14 protein-coding genes are annotated in these 15,820 nt (G+C 59.0%); 7 read left to right on the forward strand and 7 right to left on the reverse strand.

Annotated elements, in window-relative coordinates; all coding sequences use genetic code 11:
• Positions 1-66 precede the first annotated feature (66 nt).
• A complete protein-coding gene (locus ACR0L1_RS01975) occupies positions 67-477 on the forward strand; it encodes a DUF4177 domain-containing protein (protein ID WP_170784154.1) in 411 nt (136 codons plus the stop codon).
• Positions 478-484: 7 nt separating this feature from the next.
• Here the strand turns inward: ACR0L1_RS01975 and ACR0L1_RS01980 are convergent, their stop codons facing one another.
• Together ACR0L1_RS01980 and ACR0L1_RS01985 are read right to left on the reverse strand one after the other, a co-directional pair.
• On the reverse strand, positions 485-769 hold the full coding sequence (locus ACR0L1_RS01980; protein ID WP_480503150.1) for a GDCCVxC domain-containing (seleno)protein: 285 nt from the start codon (positions 767-769) through the stop codon (positions 485-487).
• Complete coding sequence (locus ACR0L1_RS01985) at positions 741-995, reverse strand: BolA family protein (protein ID WP_170753030.1); 255 nt, start codon at positions 993-995, stop codon at positions 741-743. The genes ACR0L1_RS01980 and ACR0L1_RS01985 overlap by 29 nt, the downstream gene beginning before the upstream one ends.
• 108 nt (positions 996-1,103) lie before the next feature.
• On the opposite strand from ACR0L1_RS01985, the gene ACR0L1_RS01990 reads away from it, so the two are divergent.
• Complete coding sequence (locus ACR0L1_RS01990; RefSeq protein ID WP_170769233.1) at positions 1,104-1,730, forward strand: J domain-containing protein; 627 nt, start codon at positions 1,104-1,106, stop codon at positions 1,728-1,730.
• Between the two features lie 5 nt (positions 1,731-1,735).
• Here the strand turns inward: ACR0L1_RS01990 and ACR0L1_RS01995 are convergent, their stop codons facing one another.
• Positions 1,736-2,641 carry a Hint domain-containing protein gene (locus ACR0L1_RS01995; protein WP_480506594.1) on the reverse strand — a complete coding sequence of 302 codons (906 nt, stop codon included), beginning with the start codon at positions 2,639-2,641 and terminating at the stop codon, positions 1,736-1,738.
• A 344-nt stretch (positions 2,642-2,985) separates the two neighbouring features.
• Between ACR0L1_RS01995 and cobS the strand changes: the two genes are divergently transcribed.
• From cobS to ACR0L1_RS02015, 4 genes are all read left to right on the forward strand, one after another.
• On the forward strand, positions 2,986-3,969 hold the full coding sequence (gene cobS / locus ACR0L1_RS02000; RefSeq protein WP_480856886.1) for a cobaltochelatase subunit CobS: 984 nt from the start codon (positions 2,986-2,988) through the stop codon (positions 3,967-3,969).
• Positions 3,970-4,089: 120 nt separating this feature from the next.
• Positions 4,090-5,967 carry a cobaltochelatase subunit CobT gene (gene cobT, locus ACR0L1_RS02005; protein WP_480549448.1) on the forward strand — a complete coding sequence of 626 codons (1,878 nt, stop codon included), beginning with the start codon at positions 4,090-4,092 and terminating at the stop codon, positions 5,965-5,967.
• Between the two features lie 64 nt (positions 5,968-6,031).
• Positions 6,032-7,813, forward strand: a complete 1,782-nt coding sequence (locus ACR0L1_RS02010; RefSeq protein WP_480856888.1) for an aminopeptidase P family protein — start codon at positions 6,032-6,034, stop codon at positions 7,811-7,813.
• A 65-nt stretch (positions 7,814-7,878) separates the two neighbouring features.
• A complete protein-coding gene (locus ACR0L1_RS02015; RefSeq protein WP_170784145.1) occupies positions 7,879-8,220 on the forward strand; it encodes a DUF427 domain-containing protein in 342 nt (113 codons plus the stop codon).
• Positions 8,221-8,230: 10 nt separating this feature from the next.
• On the opposite strand, the gene ACR0L1_RS02020 is transcribed toward ACR0L1_RS02015, so the two are convergent.
• Positions 8,231-9,556, reverse strand: coding sequence for a hypothetical protein (locus ACR0L1_RS02020; protein ID WP_480503154.1), 1,326 nt, complete (start codon positions 9,554-9,556; stop codon positions 8,231-8,233).
• A 501-nt stretch (positions 9,557-10,057) separates the two neighbouring features.
• Between ACR0L1_RS02020 and ACR0L1_RS02025 the strand changes: the two genes are divergently transcribed.
• A complete protein-coding gene (locus ACR0L1_RS02025) occupies positions 10,058-11,425 on the forward strand; it encodes a DUF3179 domain-containing protein (protein ID WP_480503156.1) in 1,368 nt (455 codons plus the stop codon).
• Here ACR0L1_RS02025 and ACR0L1_RS02030 read toward each other — a convergent pair.
• The 3 genes from ACR0L1_RS02030 to ACR0L1_RS02040 all read right to left on the reverse strand — a co-directional run bounded on the left by ACR0L1_RS02030 (position 11,422) and on the right by ACR0L1_RS02040 (position 15,716).
• Complete coding sequence (locus ACR0L1_RS02030) at positions 11,422-13,107, reverse strand: chloride channel protein (protein ID WP_480856891.1); 1,686 nt, start codon at positions 13,105-13,107, stop codon at positions 11,422-11,424. The two genes, ACR0L1_RS02025 and ACR0L1_RS02030, sit on opposite strands and share 4 nt — an antisense overlap.
• Before the next feature lie 81 nt (positions 13,108-13,188).
• A complete protein-coding gene (recN, locus tag ACR0L1_RS02035; protein WP_480856893.1) occupies positions 13,189-14,838 on the reverse strand; it encodes a DNA repair protein RecN in 1,650 nt (549 codons plus the stop codon).
• Between the two features lie 35 nt (positions 14,839-14,873).
• On the reverse strand, positions 14,874-15,716 hold the full coding sequence (locus ACR0L1_RS02040; protein WP_170769223.1) for an outer membrane protein assembly factor BamD: 843 nt from the start codon (positions 15,714-15,716) through the stop codon (positions 14,874-14,876).
• Between the last annotated feature and the right edge of the window lie 104 nt (positions 15,717-15,820).

The raw sequence follows: 15,820 nt of genomic DNA on the forward strand, positions 1-15,820 counted from the left end.
CGAAGGAGACTTTCCCAATGGCCTCAAAATGCTAGATTGCCGGGAACGAACAGGTAGGAAGATCCGATGCCGCGCTACGAATACAAAGTCGTCCCCGCCCCGCAGAAAAGCGGCAAGGCCAAAGGGGCCAAAACCGCCGAGGACCGGTTTGCGGCCTCGGTCGAACAGGTGCTCAACCAGATGGGGCAGGACGGCTGGGAATATCAGCGTGCGGAGTTACTGCCCAGCGAGGAACGAACGGGTCTGACTGGCTCAACCGTGAACTGGCGCAATGTTCTGGTGTTCCGGCGCGAAATCGAACCAAGTTTCGTCTCTACCCGCGGCCCGACGGAAACACCCGAAGGCGTCCCCTTGGCCCAGCCTGTTCCGGGCCCCGAAATGGTCGTGGCCCCGGCCCCGATTGCGGAAGAGGTGAAAGAGCCGCCGCTGTCGTTGAAAGGCTCGGAAGCCGCCCCAGAACCGCAGGAAAAACCCTGAGACACACTTACGCGCAGCAGGAATTGCCCTCTTGGATCGGTGGGCAGGGCACTGTCGCGTAAGAACAAAAGACGCAGCAGTCGCCGTCCAACGGTTTCAGCACGGCTTGACAGGACTTGCATTCATAGAACCACTGGCACGCATCTGTGGGCATGGTTTCCGTTTCGACATGCCCGCAAGACGGGCAGGTCAGAGTGGATTCGAGTGTCACTTTTGTTTGCGATCCGTCCATGTTCACCTCGGTTTCCGCCATCTTGGCGCTTTCACACCCCGATATCCAGCGCCAGCGCATGGATACGCGGCACGATGTCCCCCAGCGCCTTGTGAACGGCGCGGTGGCGGGCGACGCGGGATTGGCCTTCGAACGCGGCGGCGCGGATGCGGACGTTGAAATGGCTCTCGCCGCCTTCCTGAAAGCCCGCATGGCCCCGGTGGCTTTCGCTGTCATCCACCACCTCCAGCTCATGCGGGTCAAAGGCGGATTGCAAGGCGGTGCGGATTTCGTCGGTCACGGTCATTTTTATGCTCAGCGGCAAAAATTTTACCGCCTCCCCTCTTCTACTTTCGGCTGCTTAGACTAAACTGCTGCCTCCGAGTCGAGAAGATGCGTTCTTAAGGATCACAGCATGACGAAATCAGACCCTTTCGGATTCGATATGTCCGTCTCCAGCGCCAAGAAAAAGAACCCGCGCGGGCGTCGGGGGATGTCGGGCGCGTCTGAGACATCGGTGCGAATCTGCGATCATGAAGGCTGTGAAGAGGCGGGCAAGTTTCGCGCACCCAAAGCGCCGGATGTGCTGGACGATTTCTTCTGGTTCTGCCAGCAGCACGTGCGCGAATATAACCAGAAATGGAATTTCTTCGACGGCACGACTGAAGCCGAGATGAATGCGCAACGCTCGAAGGACAAGGTTTGGGAGCGTGAAACCAAACCCATGGGTGACCCCGAGGCGCGCGCCTGGGCCCGTCTGGGCATCGAAGACCCGCATCAGGTTCTGGGCGCCAATGGCACGCAGAACAAAGGCCGCACCGCGGGCACAGGTGGCCGCCGCCTACCCCCAACCGAGCGCCGCGCGATTGAAATCCTTGAAGCCAATGACAGCTGGTCCAAGGCCGAGGTGCGTAAAGCCTACAAGAAACTGATCAAGGTGCTGCACCCCGACATGAACGGTGGTGACCGCAGCCAGGAAGAACAGTTGCAAGAGGTCGTCTGGGCCTGGGATCAGATCAAGGACAGCCGGAATTTCAAGTAACGCCTCTATGCACTTAGAGACGCCTTTAACGCTTGTGCTTCCTGACGTTTCAAGCAGCGTATGCGCGTTTGCTTCCATCCGAAAGCATCACTACGGAGTTCTGGGAACAGCGACACCAGTTCCTGCACGTCTTCACGATCGAATGACATTAAAGCGATTTCGCCCAGAAACAGGCTTTCTGTTGGCAAACCGTTCGATGTCAGGATCGTGTGGCGACTACATGCGACGTGAAAGTACGTAACAGGCTCATCCAATTGCACCTGACGTATGGTCTTGTCGTTGACCAGATGAATGGCCGCTGCGAATACCTGAGGTTCTCCGTAGAGCAGTTCAGCACGCCATCCCTCCAAAACAATGCGATGCTGTGGTGAGACGTACAAGTCGCGGTTCGGTAAGCCGTCTCCGAATGATCCTTCTTGAATGCAAACCGGGCGCATATGGGGGGTTCGTTTCAATACTTCTGCGCCAAGGGTTTTTTGGCCAATCCATACTATGGGCAATAGTTCACCGCTTGATGTTCGGACTTTGTCCCCAACAACAAGGTCTTCGACGAGACAAGGACCATGTTCGGTCTCAATCAAAGTGCCTTTTACGAAACAGGGAACTGTACCTGCCGGCAGCGCAACTGTGACAATGAGCGAGTCGTTGTTTCCATTTCCGGGTCCTGTCGAAGCGAATATTTCAAGAGTGAGTGACGTGTTCGGTGGGATAACGGCCCCTTCGGTTAGCTCGACAGTCAAAACTCCGCTTGATGAAATCGAAACGGTGTAATCCATCGGGTCTAATCCACCGGTCCCAGAAACGACCACACTCCAGGATGCTCCAGATTTCGTCGCAAAATATTGCTGCATCACAGTGGACGATCCACTGGGAATCGAAAGCGAAGAGGGGCCGATTATCGAAAGCGCCATCTAGATCTTTACCGCTAAACACAACAACGGACACAAGTTTTGCCCAAACATAAGGTTAGTATGCCAATCATATCACAACATAGCAATGTGATCCTGCATCGAATTGAGGCAAACAAAAAACTGGAGAGTAAGGCCCCGATCTTCGGCATTCCAACAGCCGTTCAGCCTATTGCATGGGCTTGAATCGAAATCTGTGCATTTGGGTATCACGACGTTTTTTGGGGAAAATCCAGCAGGACACACGAACCGAGCGGCTTTTCCTTGCCCTTCCACGGAATATGTTGCACCACACACAGGTTCGAAAGCCCGCGCGAGGCTGAGGTATCAAGATAAGGACGACAGGCATGGATTGGCCGATTGACGCAAATGCACATCCTTCAGAAGAGATTTCGGTCCGCGACGTGTTCGGCATCGACACCGATATGCAGGTCAAACGCTTTTACGAAACAACCGAACGGGTTCCCGAGATTGACTCGACTTACAAGTTTGATCCCGACACGACCCTCGCGATTTTGGCAGGTTTTACCCATAACCGCCGGGTGATGATCCAAGGCTATCACGGTACAGGTAAGTCGACCCATATTGAACAGGTCGCTGCACGCCTGAACTGGCCTGCAGTGCGGGTCAACCTCGACAGTCACATCAGCCGGATCGACCTGATCGGCAAGGACGCAATCAAACTGCGCGACGGCGTTCAGATCACCGAATTCAGCGAGGGCATCCTGCCCTGGGCTTTGCGCAACCCGGTTGCGATCGTCTTCGACGAATACGATGCCGGGCGAGCCGACGTCATGTTCGTACTTCAGCGTGTGCTTGAGGCGAACGGAAGCCTCACCTTGTTGGATCAGAACGAGATTCTGACACCGCACCGCTATTTCCGCATGTTCGCCACCGCCAACACCGTTGGCCTGGGCGACACCACCGGTCTTTACCACGGCACCCAACAGATCAACCAAGCGCAGATGGACCGCTGGTCTTTGGTCGCAACGCTGAACTACTTGAGCCACGACGCCGAGACGATGATCGTCTTGTCGAAGGCTCCGCATTACAACACCGCCGAAGGCCGCAAGATCGTCAGCCAGATGGTGACTGTGGCTGACCTGACCCGGACCGCTTTCATGAATGGCGATCTGTCCACGGTCATGAGCCCGCGGACAGTGATTAACTGGGCCCAAAACGCCGAGATTTTCCGCAATGTTGGCTACGCGTTCCGCCTTTCGTTCCTGAACAAGTGTGACGAATTGGAACGTCAGACCGTTGCTGAGTTCTACCAGCGTTGTTTTGACGAGGAATTGCCTGAAAGCGCAGCGTCTGCCAGTGTCGGATAAGCTGAGAATTGCGCCCATATCGGGCGCAATGCCTTCGGCGGGGATATTTTTGGCCATATGAAGGTGGATCCCGTTGCGCTTTTTGCCTCTGGGTTTGCATAGAATAGAGGGCGTCCGAACATGGTGCAGAAGAACGACAATCCTGCTGATCCGTTCAAGAAGGCCTTGGCCGAGGCCACCAAGGTCATGGCCGACGATCCGGAGTTGAGCGTTTCCTACACTGTTGACCCCTCGGGCTTGTCGGGCGAAGCGATGCGCCTGCCGCAGGTCAGCCGCCGCATGACCCGTGAAGAAGTCTTGCTGGCACGCGGCACGGCGGATGCCTTGGCCTTGCAGCGTCGGTATCATGACGACGCGACACACGCACGCTATGCGCCTCCAGGGGATATGGCGCGGGACCTGTACGAAGCAATGGAGACCGCCCGGTGCGAGGCAATGGGCGCGCGCGATATGCCCGGCACCGCCAGCAATATCGACGTCAAGATCGCGCATGAGGCGATCCGGCGCGGCTATGACCAATGCAAGCAACCTGCCGATGCGCCCTTGTCGGTTGCGGCAGGGTATCTGATCCGGCATCTGGCCACGGGGCGCGATCTGCCTCCGGCGGCGGAAAACATCATGAACCTGTGGCGCGGGTTCATCGAGGAACAGGCTGGTGGCGTTCTCGAGAACATTGGTGAGGTTCTTTCGGATCAAGCCGAGTTTGCCAAATTCGCGCGTCAAGTGATCAAAGACCTGGGCTATGGTGACCAGCTGGGCGATGACCCGGATGAGCTGGATGACGAGCAGGAAGATCAGGCCGAAGAGGACGCTGAAGAGCAGCCTGACCCCGACAGCACCGGTCAGGATGAACAAGACGAGCAGGACGCTGACGCCACGCCGGAACAGAGCCAGGAAGAGCAGCAGGATCAGTCGCAGGCCCAGGTCTCGATGGATGAGATGGCTGATGAAGAGATGGGCGACGAGGCTGAGATGCCCGAAGGGGAGGCTCCGCTGGAGCCCCCGGCGCCACCGCCAGCTTCGGATGCGGACCCGGATTATAAGGTTTATCTGAACACCCATGACGAGGAGATCGCGGCCGAAGATCTGGCCGAACCGGCCGAGTTGGAACGGTTGCGCGCTTATCTGGATCAACAGCTAGAGCCGCTAAAGGGCGCAGTGAGCCGGCTGGCCAACAAGTTGCAGCGCCGCCTTCAGGCGCAACAGAACCGCAGTTGGGAATTCGATCTGGAAGAAGGCATTCTGGACGCCAGTCGTTTGGCTCGGGTGGTGGCGAATCCGACCACGCCGCTGAGCTTCAAGATGGAAAAGGACACAGAGTTCCGCGACACCGTGGTGACGTTGCTGCTGGATAACTCCGGCTCGATGCGCGGGCGTCCGATCTCAATCGCTGCGATCTGTGCCGATGTTCTGGCGCGGACGCTGGAACGCTGCAACGTCAAGGTCGAGATTCTGGGCTTTACCACCCGTGCATGGAAGGGTGGGCAGGCACGTGAGGCGTGGTTGAACGACGGTCGCCCGCAGCAGCCGGGGCGTTTGAACGATCTGCGCCACATCATCTACAAGGGAGCTGATGCGCCCTGGCGGCGAGCGCGCCCAAATCTGGGCCTAATGATGAAAGAAGGCCTGCTGAAGGAAAACATCGACGGCGAAGCGCTGGAATGGGCCCATCGCCGGATGATGATGCGGCGCGAACAGCGCAAGATCCTGATGGTGATCTCGGACGGGGCGCCGGTTGATGATTCAACGCTCAGCGTGAACCCGGCGAACTATCTGGAAAAGCATCTGCGCGACGTCATCGCCATGGTGGAAAAGCGCAATATGGTCGAACTGCTGGCCATCGGGATCGGCCATGACGTGACACGGTATTATGACCGTGCCGTCACGATTACCGATGTCGAACAGCTTGCCGGTGCAATGACCGAACAGCTTGCCGCCCTCTTCGACAATGACCCAAGGGCGCGCGCCCGTGTGATGGGTATGCGCAAGGTCGGTTGAACGCGGCTTTGGCCTGTCGTTGTCATAAATCAAAGGGCGCGGCCCTGAAGTGATGAGGTAATAAATGTTCCAATCCTTTGCCGTAACCGCGCGCCCCCAACAAGGGCCACCCCGGTTGGCCGCTTTGCGCACAGAGATGGCTCAGGCTGGATTGGACGGGTTTTTGGTCCCTCGCTCGGATGCGCATCAGGGCGAATATGTGGCCCCTCGGGATGAGCGTTTGGCGTGGTTGACAGGCTTCACAGGATCGGCCGGGTTTTGTGTTGCGTTGACCGATGTCGCCGGGGTGTTCGTCGATGGGCGCTATCGCACGCAGGTCAAGGCACAGGTCGCGCCGGAATATACTCCGGTCAACTGGCCCGAAACCACCCTGAGCGCGTGGTTGAAGGATCAGTTGCCCCAAGGTGGCAAGGTGGGGTTCGATCCCTGGCTGCACGCGGCGGCTCAGATCGCCAGCGCGCAAAAGGATCTGGCAGGTACCGGGATTGAGCTGGTGCGTTCTGCCAATCTGGTTGACAGCATTTGGGACGATCAGCCTACCCCGCCGATGAACCCAGTCAAGGAGCACCCGCTTGAATTTGCGGGCGAGACCTCGGACAGCAAGATCGCTCGGTTGGCCGCCGCACTGCGTGACGCGGGATGTGGGGCAGCCGTGATCACTTTACCGGATTCGATCATGTGGCTGCTGAACGTACGTGGCTCGGATATCGGATATAACCCCGTGGCCCATGGGTTTGCCATTTTGCATGCAGATGGAGGTGTCGATCTGTTCATGGCGGCAGAGAAACTGTCTGCGCCCTTGGAGCCTCAGGTTCGGCTACGCGCGCCCGAGGCGTTTCTTGACGCTGTTGCCGCGCTGGAGGGGCCGGTACAGGTCGATTTGGGAACGCTGCCGCAGATCGTGGCAGATACATTGCAGGACAAAGCCATAGATGCTGGCGATCCCTGTGCCCTGCCCAAAGCCTGCAAGAACCCAGCCGAGATCGCGGGCAGCGCCGAGGCGCATCTGCGCGATGCCGTTGCAGTAGTCGAGACATTGTGCTGGCTGGACGCGCAGCACCCCGGCAGTGTGACCGAAACGCAGGTGGTGACGCGGCTGGAGGACAACCGCCGCAAGGACAACGCGCTTCAGGATATCTCGTTCGACACCATCGCGGGCACCGGTCCCAATGGGGCGATCATGCATTACCGCGTGACCGAAGAAACCGATACCCTGCTGGAAAACGGCCATATTCTGGTTCTGGACAGCGGCGGTCAGTATCTTGATGGCACCACCGATATCACCCGGACCATTGCCATTGGCGAGGTTGGGAACGAAGAGAAAGCCTGCTTTACCCGCGTTCTAAAAGGCATGATCGACATGTCGATGCTGCGCTGGCCCGTGGGCTTGGCCGGACGAGATATCGAATGCGTGGCGCGAACGCCCTTGTGGGCGGCGGGGCAGGATTTCAACCATGGCGTCGGCCACGGCGTGGGCGCGTATCTAAGCGTGCACGAGGGCCCTCAGCGCCTGTCGCGCGTCAGCCATGTGCCGTTGAAGCCGGGCATGATCCTGTCAAACGAGCCGGGCTATTACCGCGAAGGGGCTTTTGGCATCCGCATCGAAAACCTCGTGGTGGTGCAAGAGGCCCCTGCCCTACCCGGTGGCGACGACGAGCGGGCGATGTTGAACTGGCGAACGCTGACATTTGTGCCCATCGACCGTCGGTTGATTGTGGTCGAAATGCTCAGCGCGGCTGAGCGCGACTGGCTGAACGCCTATCACCGCGACGTTACGGAAAAAATCCGACCCAGGCTGGGCCCAGCCGCGCAACTGTGGTTGGATGCCGCAACCGCGCCGATCTGACACAAGACTGTCACACTCACAGGGCAGAGGAGAGGCCCGAAACAACTTAAGGGGAAGGAATATCTATGACCGAGATCACCATTAGCAAAGCGTCTGGCAAGTGGAGCGTACGTTCGGGCGGTGCCATTTTGGGCGAAACCACCAATGCGCTTGAACTGCTGGAAGGTGATTTGGAACCGGTCATCTACTTCCCCCGCAGCGATATCGCCATGGCCTTTCTGGACCGCACGGACAAAAGCACCCATTGCCCGCATAAGGGCGACGCCACGCATTTCTCGATCGTCAATAAGTCCTCAACTACAGAAAACGCGGCTTGGAGCTATGAGGACCCAATCCAAGCCGTGGCCGAGATCAAGGATCACATCGCGTTCTATCGCCTCGAGTCGGTCAAGGTCGAACAAATTTAGGACGACCGGGCTAAATCGCCCTCCGCATTGCTTGGTTTGCCTGAAGGTCGTGCCGTACCCGTGCAAAAGCTTGTGCCATCGACGTCAATGTATGCGGAGGGCATCCGATCCTTTGCAAACATGAGGCGTCGACAACCCGAACTAAACCGCTAAATGCCGATCGCACCACATCATCGACTGGGTCTTCTTTCGGGCCGAAAGTCAGGTCGTGGTAGTGGAACCCTTGACCCGGTGCAGTTGTCCCAAGCGTGTGGCGCACCCTATGCGCTGACAGCCAATCCAACAGGCGCTGCAGCTGCGTGTCACCGTCAGGGTCAGGTAGTCGAACAGCTTCGACCGTTGTATGGTGCAGATCATAGCGCAATTGAACCTGTGTTCTGGGGGTCCATATCCGAACGGGTTGGACGAAGTCGATCAGGCGACCGATGCGCTTGCCCCTCAGATGCGGCCCCAGTCCGAAAGTGGCCGTCAACAAACTGATCGGCGCTTGTGACACCGCGTAGACTGAGGCGAACATATCACAGCGCCCATCCACCTTGTGTTTCAACGTCAGCGCATTGAAATTCCCCCGATCCGCGTAGCTGCGGGCCGAGCCCAAAGCGCGATCCAGTCGAAAGCAGTTGATCGTATAGGGCGCGTGGTCGCGAAACATTAGTCGGTTGAGTTGCGATACGCTGCGCATCAGCAAGCTGGCTGTGCCCCACACACCTGCCGCCAGAAAGACACAGCGTGCCTGAAGCACATTGCCTCCGTCCAGTTCTATTGAGACCAGCCCCTCGCGGGCCTCAATCCGATGCACCCGCCCATCAATAGGTTCGGCTTGCTCAAGCTCATTCAGACGCGCCTTGAATGCCAGGGCCATGGCATCAAGCCCGGACCCCGGTGCCTGCGCGGTTCCAGTCAACAACCGTGGAGCGCTTTTTTCAAATCCGTTGTCCAAACGCTCTCGCCGGACACCGCCAGTTATTTCGAGGTCGGCCTGCACCGTATCGCAGGCGGCGCTGTAATCCTTCCAGCTTTCAAGAAAAGGGCCGTCGCCCCAGGGATCACCGCTGTCATAGAGCTGCAACTGCTTGCCCCAATAATTGGCCAATCCCCCAATCTCGGCTGAAGAAAACAGTGGTGGTGCTCCCTCGGACACAACGGTGCGTTCCGTCAGGTGCGCAGGTTGTTGGCGCTCATAGGCGACCGAAACAATTTTGGGCGGACCTTCGACATTGGAGCGTTTGGTTGCTCCGGTTATGACCGCTATAGATAAAGCCTGCCCGCGCATTGCGGTCAGCGCGGCGTAGGCGGCGGGTCCCGCCCCTATGACGGCAACATCAAACACGCGCATCTGCTTGCCCCCAGCGGTGCAAACCACAATCACAGCCCGGAACAGAAACCGGGCAACCGCCCAAGATCACAAGCAAATTTCTGCCGATGGGGCTGATCACTGTGGACTTACTCATCGCGCACCAGCAAAGGGACCGGACAACAAGCAGGGGTTGCACACACTATCGCGGAACCAACGCACGTGTGCGTTAGGGGCCACGGGGACCCGCAAAGAGAGGTTCTTCAAATTCACTCGCGTATTGCCTCCAACTATATGAGTTTAGGCACAAAATCAGATCAGTCGTATCAGGTGGCGCAAACTTCTGCGTCGTCAATTCACCAAAAACCCGGAAATAATCAGGTTGTATTTCTCAAATCGAAACCGGGTCGCTTTCCGTAATCTTACCGACAAAACCGGTTTTCGATCAAGGAAGCGGCCGCTCACGCCCGGTTCACGCGCCTGTTGAATGCATTTTAGGTCGCGGCAAGGCAGAATACGCGCGATCATCAGCCGGAGGATGCAATGTCAATAACGCGCCGCAATTTTGTAGGATTACTTGGGGCCGCAACAGCCATGCCCGGTGCCCTGTCTGCGCAAACGGACCCTGTGCTGGACGCGGTTCGGTCCACGCTTTACAGCAGTCGCACGGATTTCGAGAAAAGCATGAAATTTCTGGTCGAGCGCGGCAGCCCTGACGTCGTGCCCGCCCTGCTGACCGCCATGCGCTATGGCCGTCGCCGCAGCGATGACATCACCCAGGTCATGCGCACCCTCACCGGCGAAGATATTGGTACCGACTGGTTCGACTGGATGATCTGGCAGGAAAAGAACCCGCAAGTCGTGCCTCACCCCTCGCTTATCCCGTTCAAGCGCGAAGTGTTGCTGGGCATCGACCAGAATTTCGACGATTTCCTGCGGCCCGAATATCTGCAACGCGACAAGATGAAGATCCGGTTGGAAGAAATCACATGGGGCGGTGTTCAAAAGGACGGCATCCCTTCGTTGGACAATCCCAAGCTGATCTCTGCCTCGGATGCGGATTATCTGAAGGACGGCGATCTGGTCTTTGGTGTTTCGATCAACGGGGATGAGCGCGCCTATCCGCTGCGCATCATGGGCTGGCACGAAATGTTCAACGAAGTGATCGGAGGCGTCCCGGTCGCACTGGCCTATTGTACGCTCTGCGGGTCGGGCATCTTGTTTGAAACTCAGGTTGAAGGACGGCGGAAGCCCTTTGTCTTTGGTTCATCGGGCTTCCTGTACCGTTCGAACAAGCTGATGTTTGACCGCGAGACCCATTCGTTGTGGAACCAATACACCGGCAAACCGGTCGTCGGCCCTCTGGTCGACAGCGGGATCGAGTTGAAACAGCGCCCTGTGGTCATCACCACATGGCAAAGCTGGAAGACGTCGCATCCCAAGACCCAGGTTCTGTCGCTCAGCACCGGCCACCGGCGCAACTATGGGTCGGGTGTGGTATATCGCGACTATTTCGCCTCGTCCGAGTTGATGTTTCCGGCGCTGGTCGATCAGTCGCAGCACCGGCAGAAGGACTATGTCTTCGCCATCCGCCAGTTCGGTGCGGCGCGCGCATGGCCGCTGGATGCGTTCAGCAACACGCGGGTGATCAATGACGCGATTGCCAACCGGCCCTTGGTGCTGATCGGCAACCCCGACAAACGCGCCGTTCGCGCCTATGAGCGCAAGTCCAACCGCTTTACCGCGTCAGATGGTGGGCTGGTCGACCAGAAGGGCGGAAAGTGGCGCCTGACCGAAGAGGCGCTGGTCGGGCCAGACGGCACAGAATTGCCGCGCGTGGCCGGACATATCTCGTACTGGTTTGCGTGGGACAATTATCTGGGTGACACAGCGACGGTCTATCGCGGCTAGGAATGTTCCTCGGCCGCCGTGGCAGCCAGCGCGCGGTTATAGGCTTTCAGCGCATCAATGTGAAACAGCGCGCCGACCGGGTTTTCGCAGCCGTCTTCGTCAATGATCACGACCGGGATACAGGGAATGTCGTCCCGGTCGAAATAGGGCATCGCCGCCTCAAGCGTGGCGCTGGCCTTGACACAAAGGCCTTGTTGGATCAGCGCCTGCGCCTCTTCCCTGGTGATCGAGCGCGGATCGCCAATCGGGCGCATCACCGCCCCCGCCCGCAGCATCGCCAGCAGATAGGCCTGTGGCCCCGCGGCCAGATGCACGTCACGGCGTTCCAACTGTGTCAGGAAGAATGACCGGTCCACAAGGCGCGAGGCCAGTGCGGTGGACATCGAGACCGAGACCATCACCGCCAGTCCGATCTGCCATTCACCGGTCAATTCAAACACAATCAACGTGGTCGAGATCGGCGCGCCCAACACAGCAGCAGCCACCGCGCCCATCCCGGCAAAAGCATAAAGCGACGGTGTCCCCGACACATCCGGCAACACCCCCGTAGCAATCCAGCCAAAGGCCAACCCGGTTAATGCTCCTACCATCAATGAGGGCGAAAAGACCCCTCCGCCCATACGTCCGCCCATTGTGATCGCCAAGGCGACAGTTTTGATAACGGCAAACAGGATCGCGGCAGACAAAGTCAGATCCCCGGCCAAAGCGCGGATCGTGGTCTCATATCCAACGCCAATGATATGGGGAAACCAGATCGCAATCAGACCCAGCATCGCCCCTGACACCGCAGGGCGCAGCCATCCCGGAAGGGATAGGCGGTTTTGGATATGGTTGCCGATATCCTCAGCGAAAAAGATCGATCGCATCAGCAGCAACGCCACCAGCCCGCACACAAGGCCCAGGATCAAAAAGGCGGGCAGTTCCACATAGAATTGCAGCGTTCCGGGCGTGTCCAAAGTAAACTCGGTCACGTCGCCATATTCCAGCCGGTTGATCACCGTCCCCGCAACCGAAGCAATCACGATGGGCGCAAACGCATGCACAGCAAAGTGCCGCAGCACGACCTCGAGCGCAAACAATGCGCCGGCGATGGGTGAGTTGAAGCTGGCTGAAACCGCCGCCGCCACCGCGCAGCCCAGCAAGTCACGACCGGTGATCCCGTCGGCATGGATACGATTACTGACCCAGGTCGAGATCACCCCGGCCATGTGCACAACTGGCCCTTCTCGCCCCGACGAGCCACCAGTGCTAAGCGTGATCAGCGAGGCAAACAGAGACGCGACTCCGGCCTTCCGCTCGACCCGACCATCGGTCAGCGCCGCTCCTTCGATCACGTCCGCGACCGAGCGCACCCGCCCGTCATCGGTGAACCTGTGCAGGATGATCCCCACGATTAGCCCCCCGATGATGGGGGTGATAAGGATCATGAACCAGGGCAACATCTCGGCATGGCTGTGGAGCAGCAGGATGTTTTCCGTATCATAGACCCAGGCTTGCAAGGCGCGGATCGCCTTGCGAAATCCAAGCGCCATGAACCCGGCTGCGATCCCGATCACAAGCGCGATCAGCCAGAACTGAAACTGGCTGGGTCCGCGCCGCCGCATCACCCGCCATGCATCCTTTATCGCGGCCAAAGCCTGATGCAGCTGGTTGCGCAAAACGGTGCGGGTTGATTGGCTCATGTGCCCTCGGGGGATCAGTACCTACCCCTTACTAAGCTACGGGCGGCACGGATAAAAGCGGGATCAAGCGGGTGAGAAGCTCTATGCGTCCAACAGGGCACGCGCGGCGGCGCGCGCCTCGTCCGTGATGGTGTCACCTGCAACCATGCGGGCAATCTCATCCACCCGGTCCGGGTCGGCCAACGGGATGACGGTCGACAGAGTTTGCCCCTCGGTGACTTGCTTCTGAACCCGCCAGTGATGTGCCGCACGGGCAGCCACTTGAGGCGAGTGCGTCACGACCAGAACCTGCCCGCCCTGCGCAAGCGAGGCCAGACGGCGGCCCACCGCATCGGCAGTTGCCCCGCCAACGCCGCGGTCGATCTCATCAAAGATCATCGTGCGGGCGCTGTCTTCGCCGGTCAGGCAGACCTTGAGCGCCAGCAGGAAGCGGCTGAGCTCTCCACCCGAGGCGATCTTGTTCAGCGGACCCGAAGGTGCGCCGGGGTTGGTGGCAACGGTAAAGGCCACTGCGTCGGCGCCCTCGGGGCCGGGATCAGTGGGAGATATTTCGGTCTGAAACACCGCTCGTTCCATCTTGAGCGGCGCAAGCTCGGCCATCACAGCCGCATCCAACTGCCCCGCTGCCTGCCGGCGCGCATTACTAAGCGCTGTCGCAGCCCTGTCATAGGCAGCCTGCGCAGCCTCAACCGCAGCACGCTGATCAGCCAGATCGGCATCACCAGCGTCCAGTTTGTGCAGACGCTCACGTAGCGTATCGGCAAACGCGCCCAGATCATCGGGGGCCAAGTCATGTTTGCGGCCAAGTGCGCGGATGGCGAACAGACGCTCCTCGGCCTGCTCCAATTCTGCGGGGTTGAAGTCCAAAGCTTGTAGGCAGACATTGACGCCATCCTGCGCCTCGCCCAGTTCGATCAGGGCGCGGCCAAGCGCGGCGATGGGTTCCTCTAACTGACCGCCCGCGTTGTCGGATACGCCTTCCAGCCAACGGACTGCGTCGGACATGGCGCCTTCAGCCCCGTCTCCGCCCAGCAGGTCAAAGGCCCGCGCCACGTCGTCTCGTATGCGCTCAGCTCCCTGCATCATGCGGCGGCGGGCGTCCAGTTCGGCGTCTTCGCCCGGTTGTGGGTCCAGCTTGTCTAACTCTGCCACGGCGTGACGCAAGAATTCCTCTTCCGCGCGCATAGCGGCCAAGGCAGCCTCGGTCTCGGCCAACGCTTTCCGCGCGCGCGACATCCCGTTCCAGGCCGCACGAACCGAGGCCAGATCATCCGCGACCCCGGCATAGTCATCCAGCATCGCCCGATGCCCGCGCGGGTTCAACAGGCCTCGGTCATCATGCTGACCGTGCAACTCAACCAATGTCTCAGACAACGTCCGTAACACCTCGCCCGAGCAGCGGCGGTCATTGACCCACGCGGTCTTGCGCCCCTCGGCGGTGTTCACGCGGCGCAGGATCAATTCCTCGCCGCTGGGCAATCCGGCCTCGGCCAGAATGGCGTGGGCAGGATGATCGTCCGATAGCTCGAACTCGGCCACAACCTCGCCCTGCGCAGCACCCTGACGGACCAATTCGGCGCGACCGCGCCAGCCCAGCACAAAGCCCAGCGAATCCAGAAGAATTGACTTGCCCGCACCGGTTTCACCGGTCAACGCGTTCAGGCCCGGTTGGAAGGTCAGTTCCAACCGGTCGATGATCAGCATGTCGCGGATATCAAGGGCGCGCAGCATCGGGTCTTAGCGTCCCACGCCGTTCGTCATGACGATTACAACCACTCACCTTTGACGGTCTGGCGGTAGATCTGGCTCAGCCAGTTGTTGCCCAGGCTTCTGGGTTTCAGCCCACGCGATGTCAGCAGCTTGTAGCCCGCATCATACCATTCCGACGAGCGGTAGTTGAACCCAAGGATCGCACCGGCCGACTGCGCCTCATCCACCAGCCCCAAGGACAGGTAGGACTCGATCAGACGATAAAGCGCCTCGGCGGTATGAGAGGTGGTCTGGAAATCCTCGACCACAACGCGGAACCTGTTGATTGCCGCCGTATAATGATCCTGACGCAGATAATAACGCCCGATCTCCATCTCCTTGCCCGCCAGGTGATCAAAAGCCAGATCGAATTTCAGAACGGCAGAGGTTGCGTATTCGCTGTCCGGATAGACTTCGATCACCGTGCGCAGAGATTGCAATGCCTGAAAGGTCAGACCCTGATCGCGCCCGACCTCGTCAATCTGATCATAGTAGCTAAGCGCCAGAAGGTACTGCGCATAGGCCGCATCTTCATCCGCCGGATAGAAGTCGATGAAGCGCTGCGCAGCTGCGCGGCTTTCTTCGTAGTTCTTGTCCGAGTGATACGAGAACGCCTGCATGATCAGCGCGCGCTTGGCCCAATCCGAATAGGGATAAAGGCGTTCGACTTCCGAGAAATACCACGCCGCATCGTCCGAGCGATTCTGCGACAGCTCAAACTCACCGCGTGTGAAAATTTGCTCGGGGGTAAACCCCTCAAGGTTCTGGCTGCGGTCGGCCCCTTGGCCGCCACATGCTGACAAAACTGCTGTCAGAAGAATCGCGCCCGCGAATCTGACCGCCGCCCTGGTGCCACCCATTCCGCCTATCCTTGTTGTATTACTTGTCGGAGCGAACCCCGGATTTAGGCTTGGTTTAGCACATATAATTCCGGGGCAAAACGCCTTAGTAAAGCCAGCACCGG

Source organism: Ruegeria sp. J8 (genome assembly GCF_056531925.1).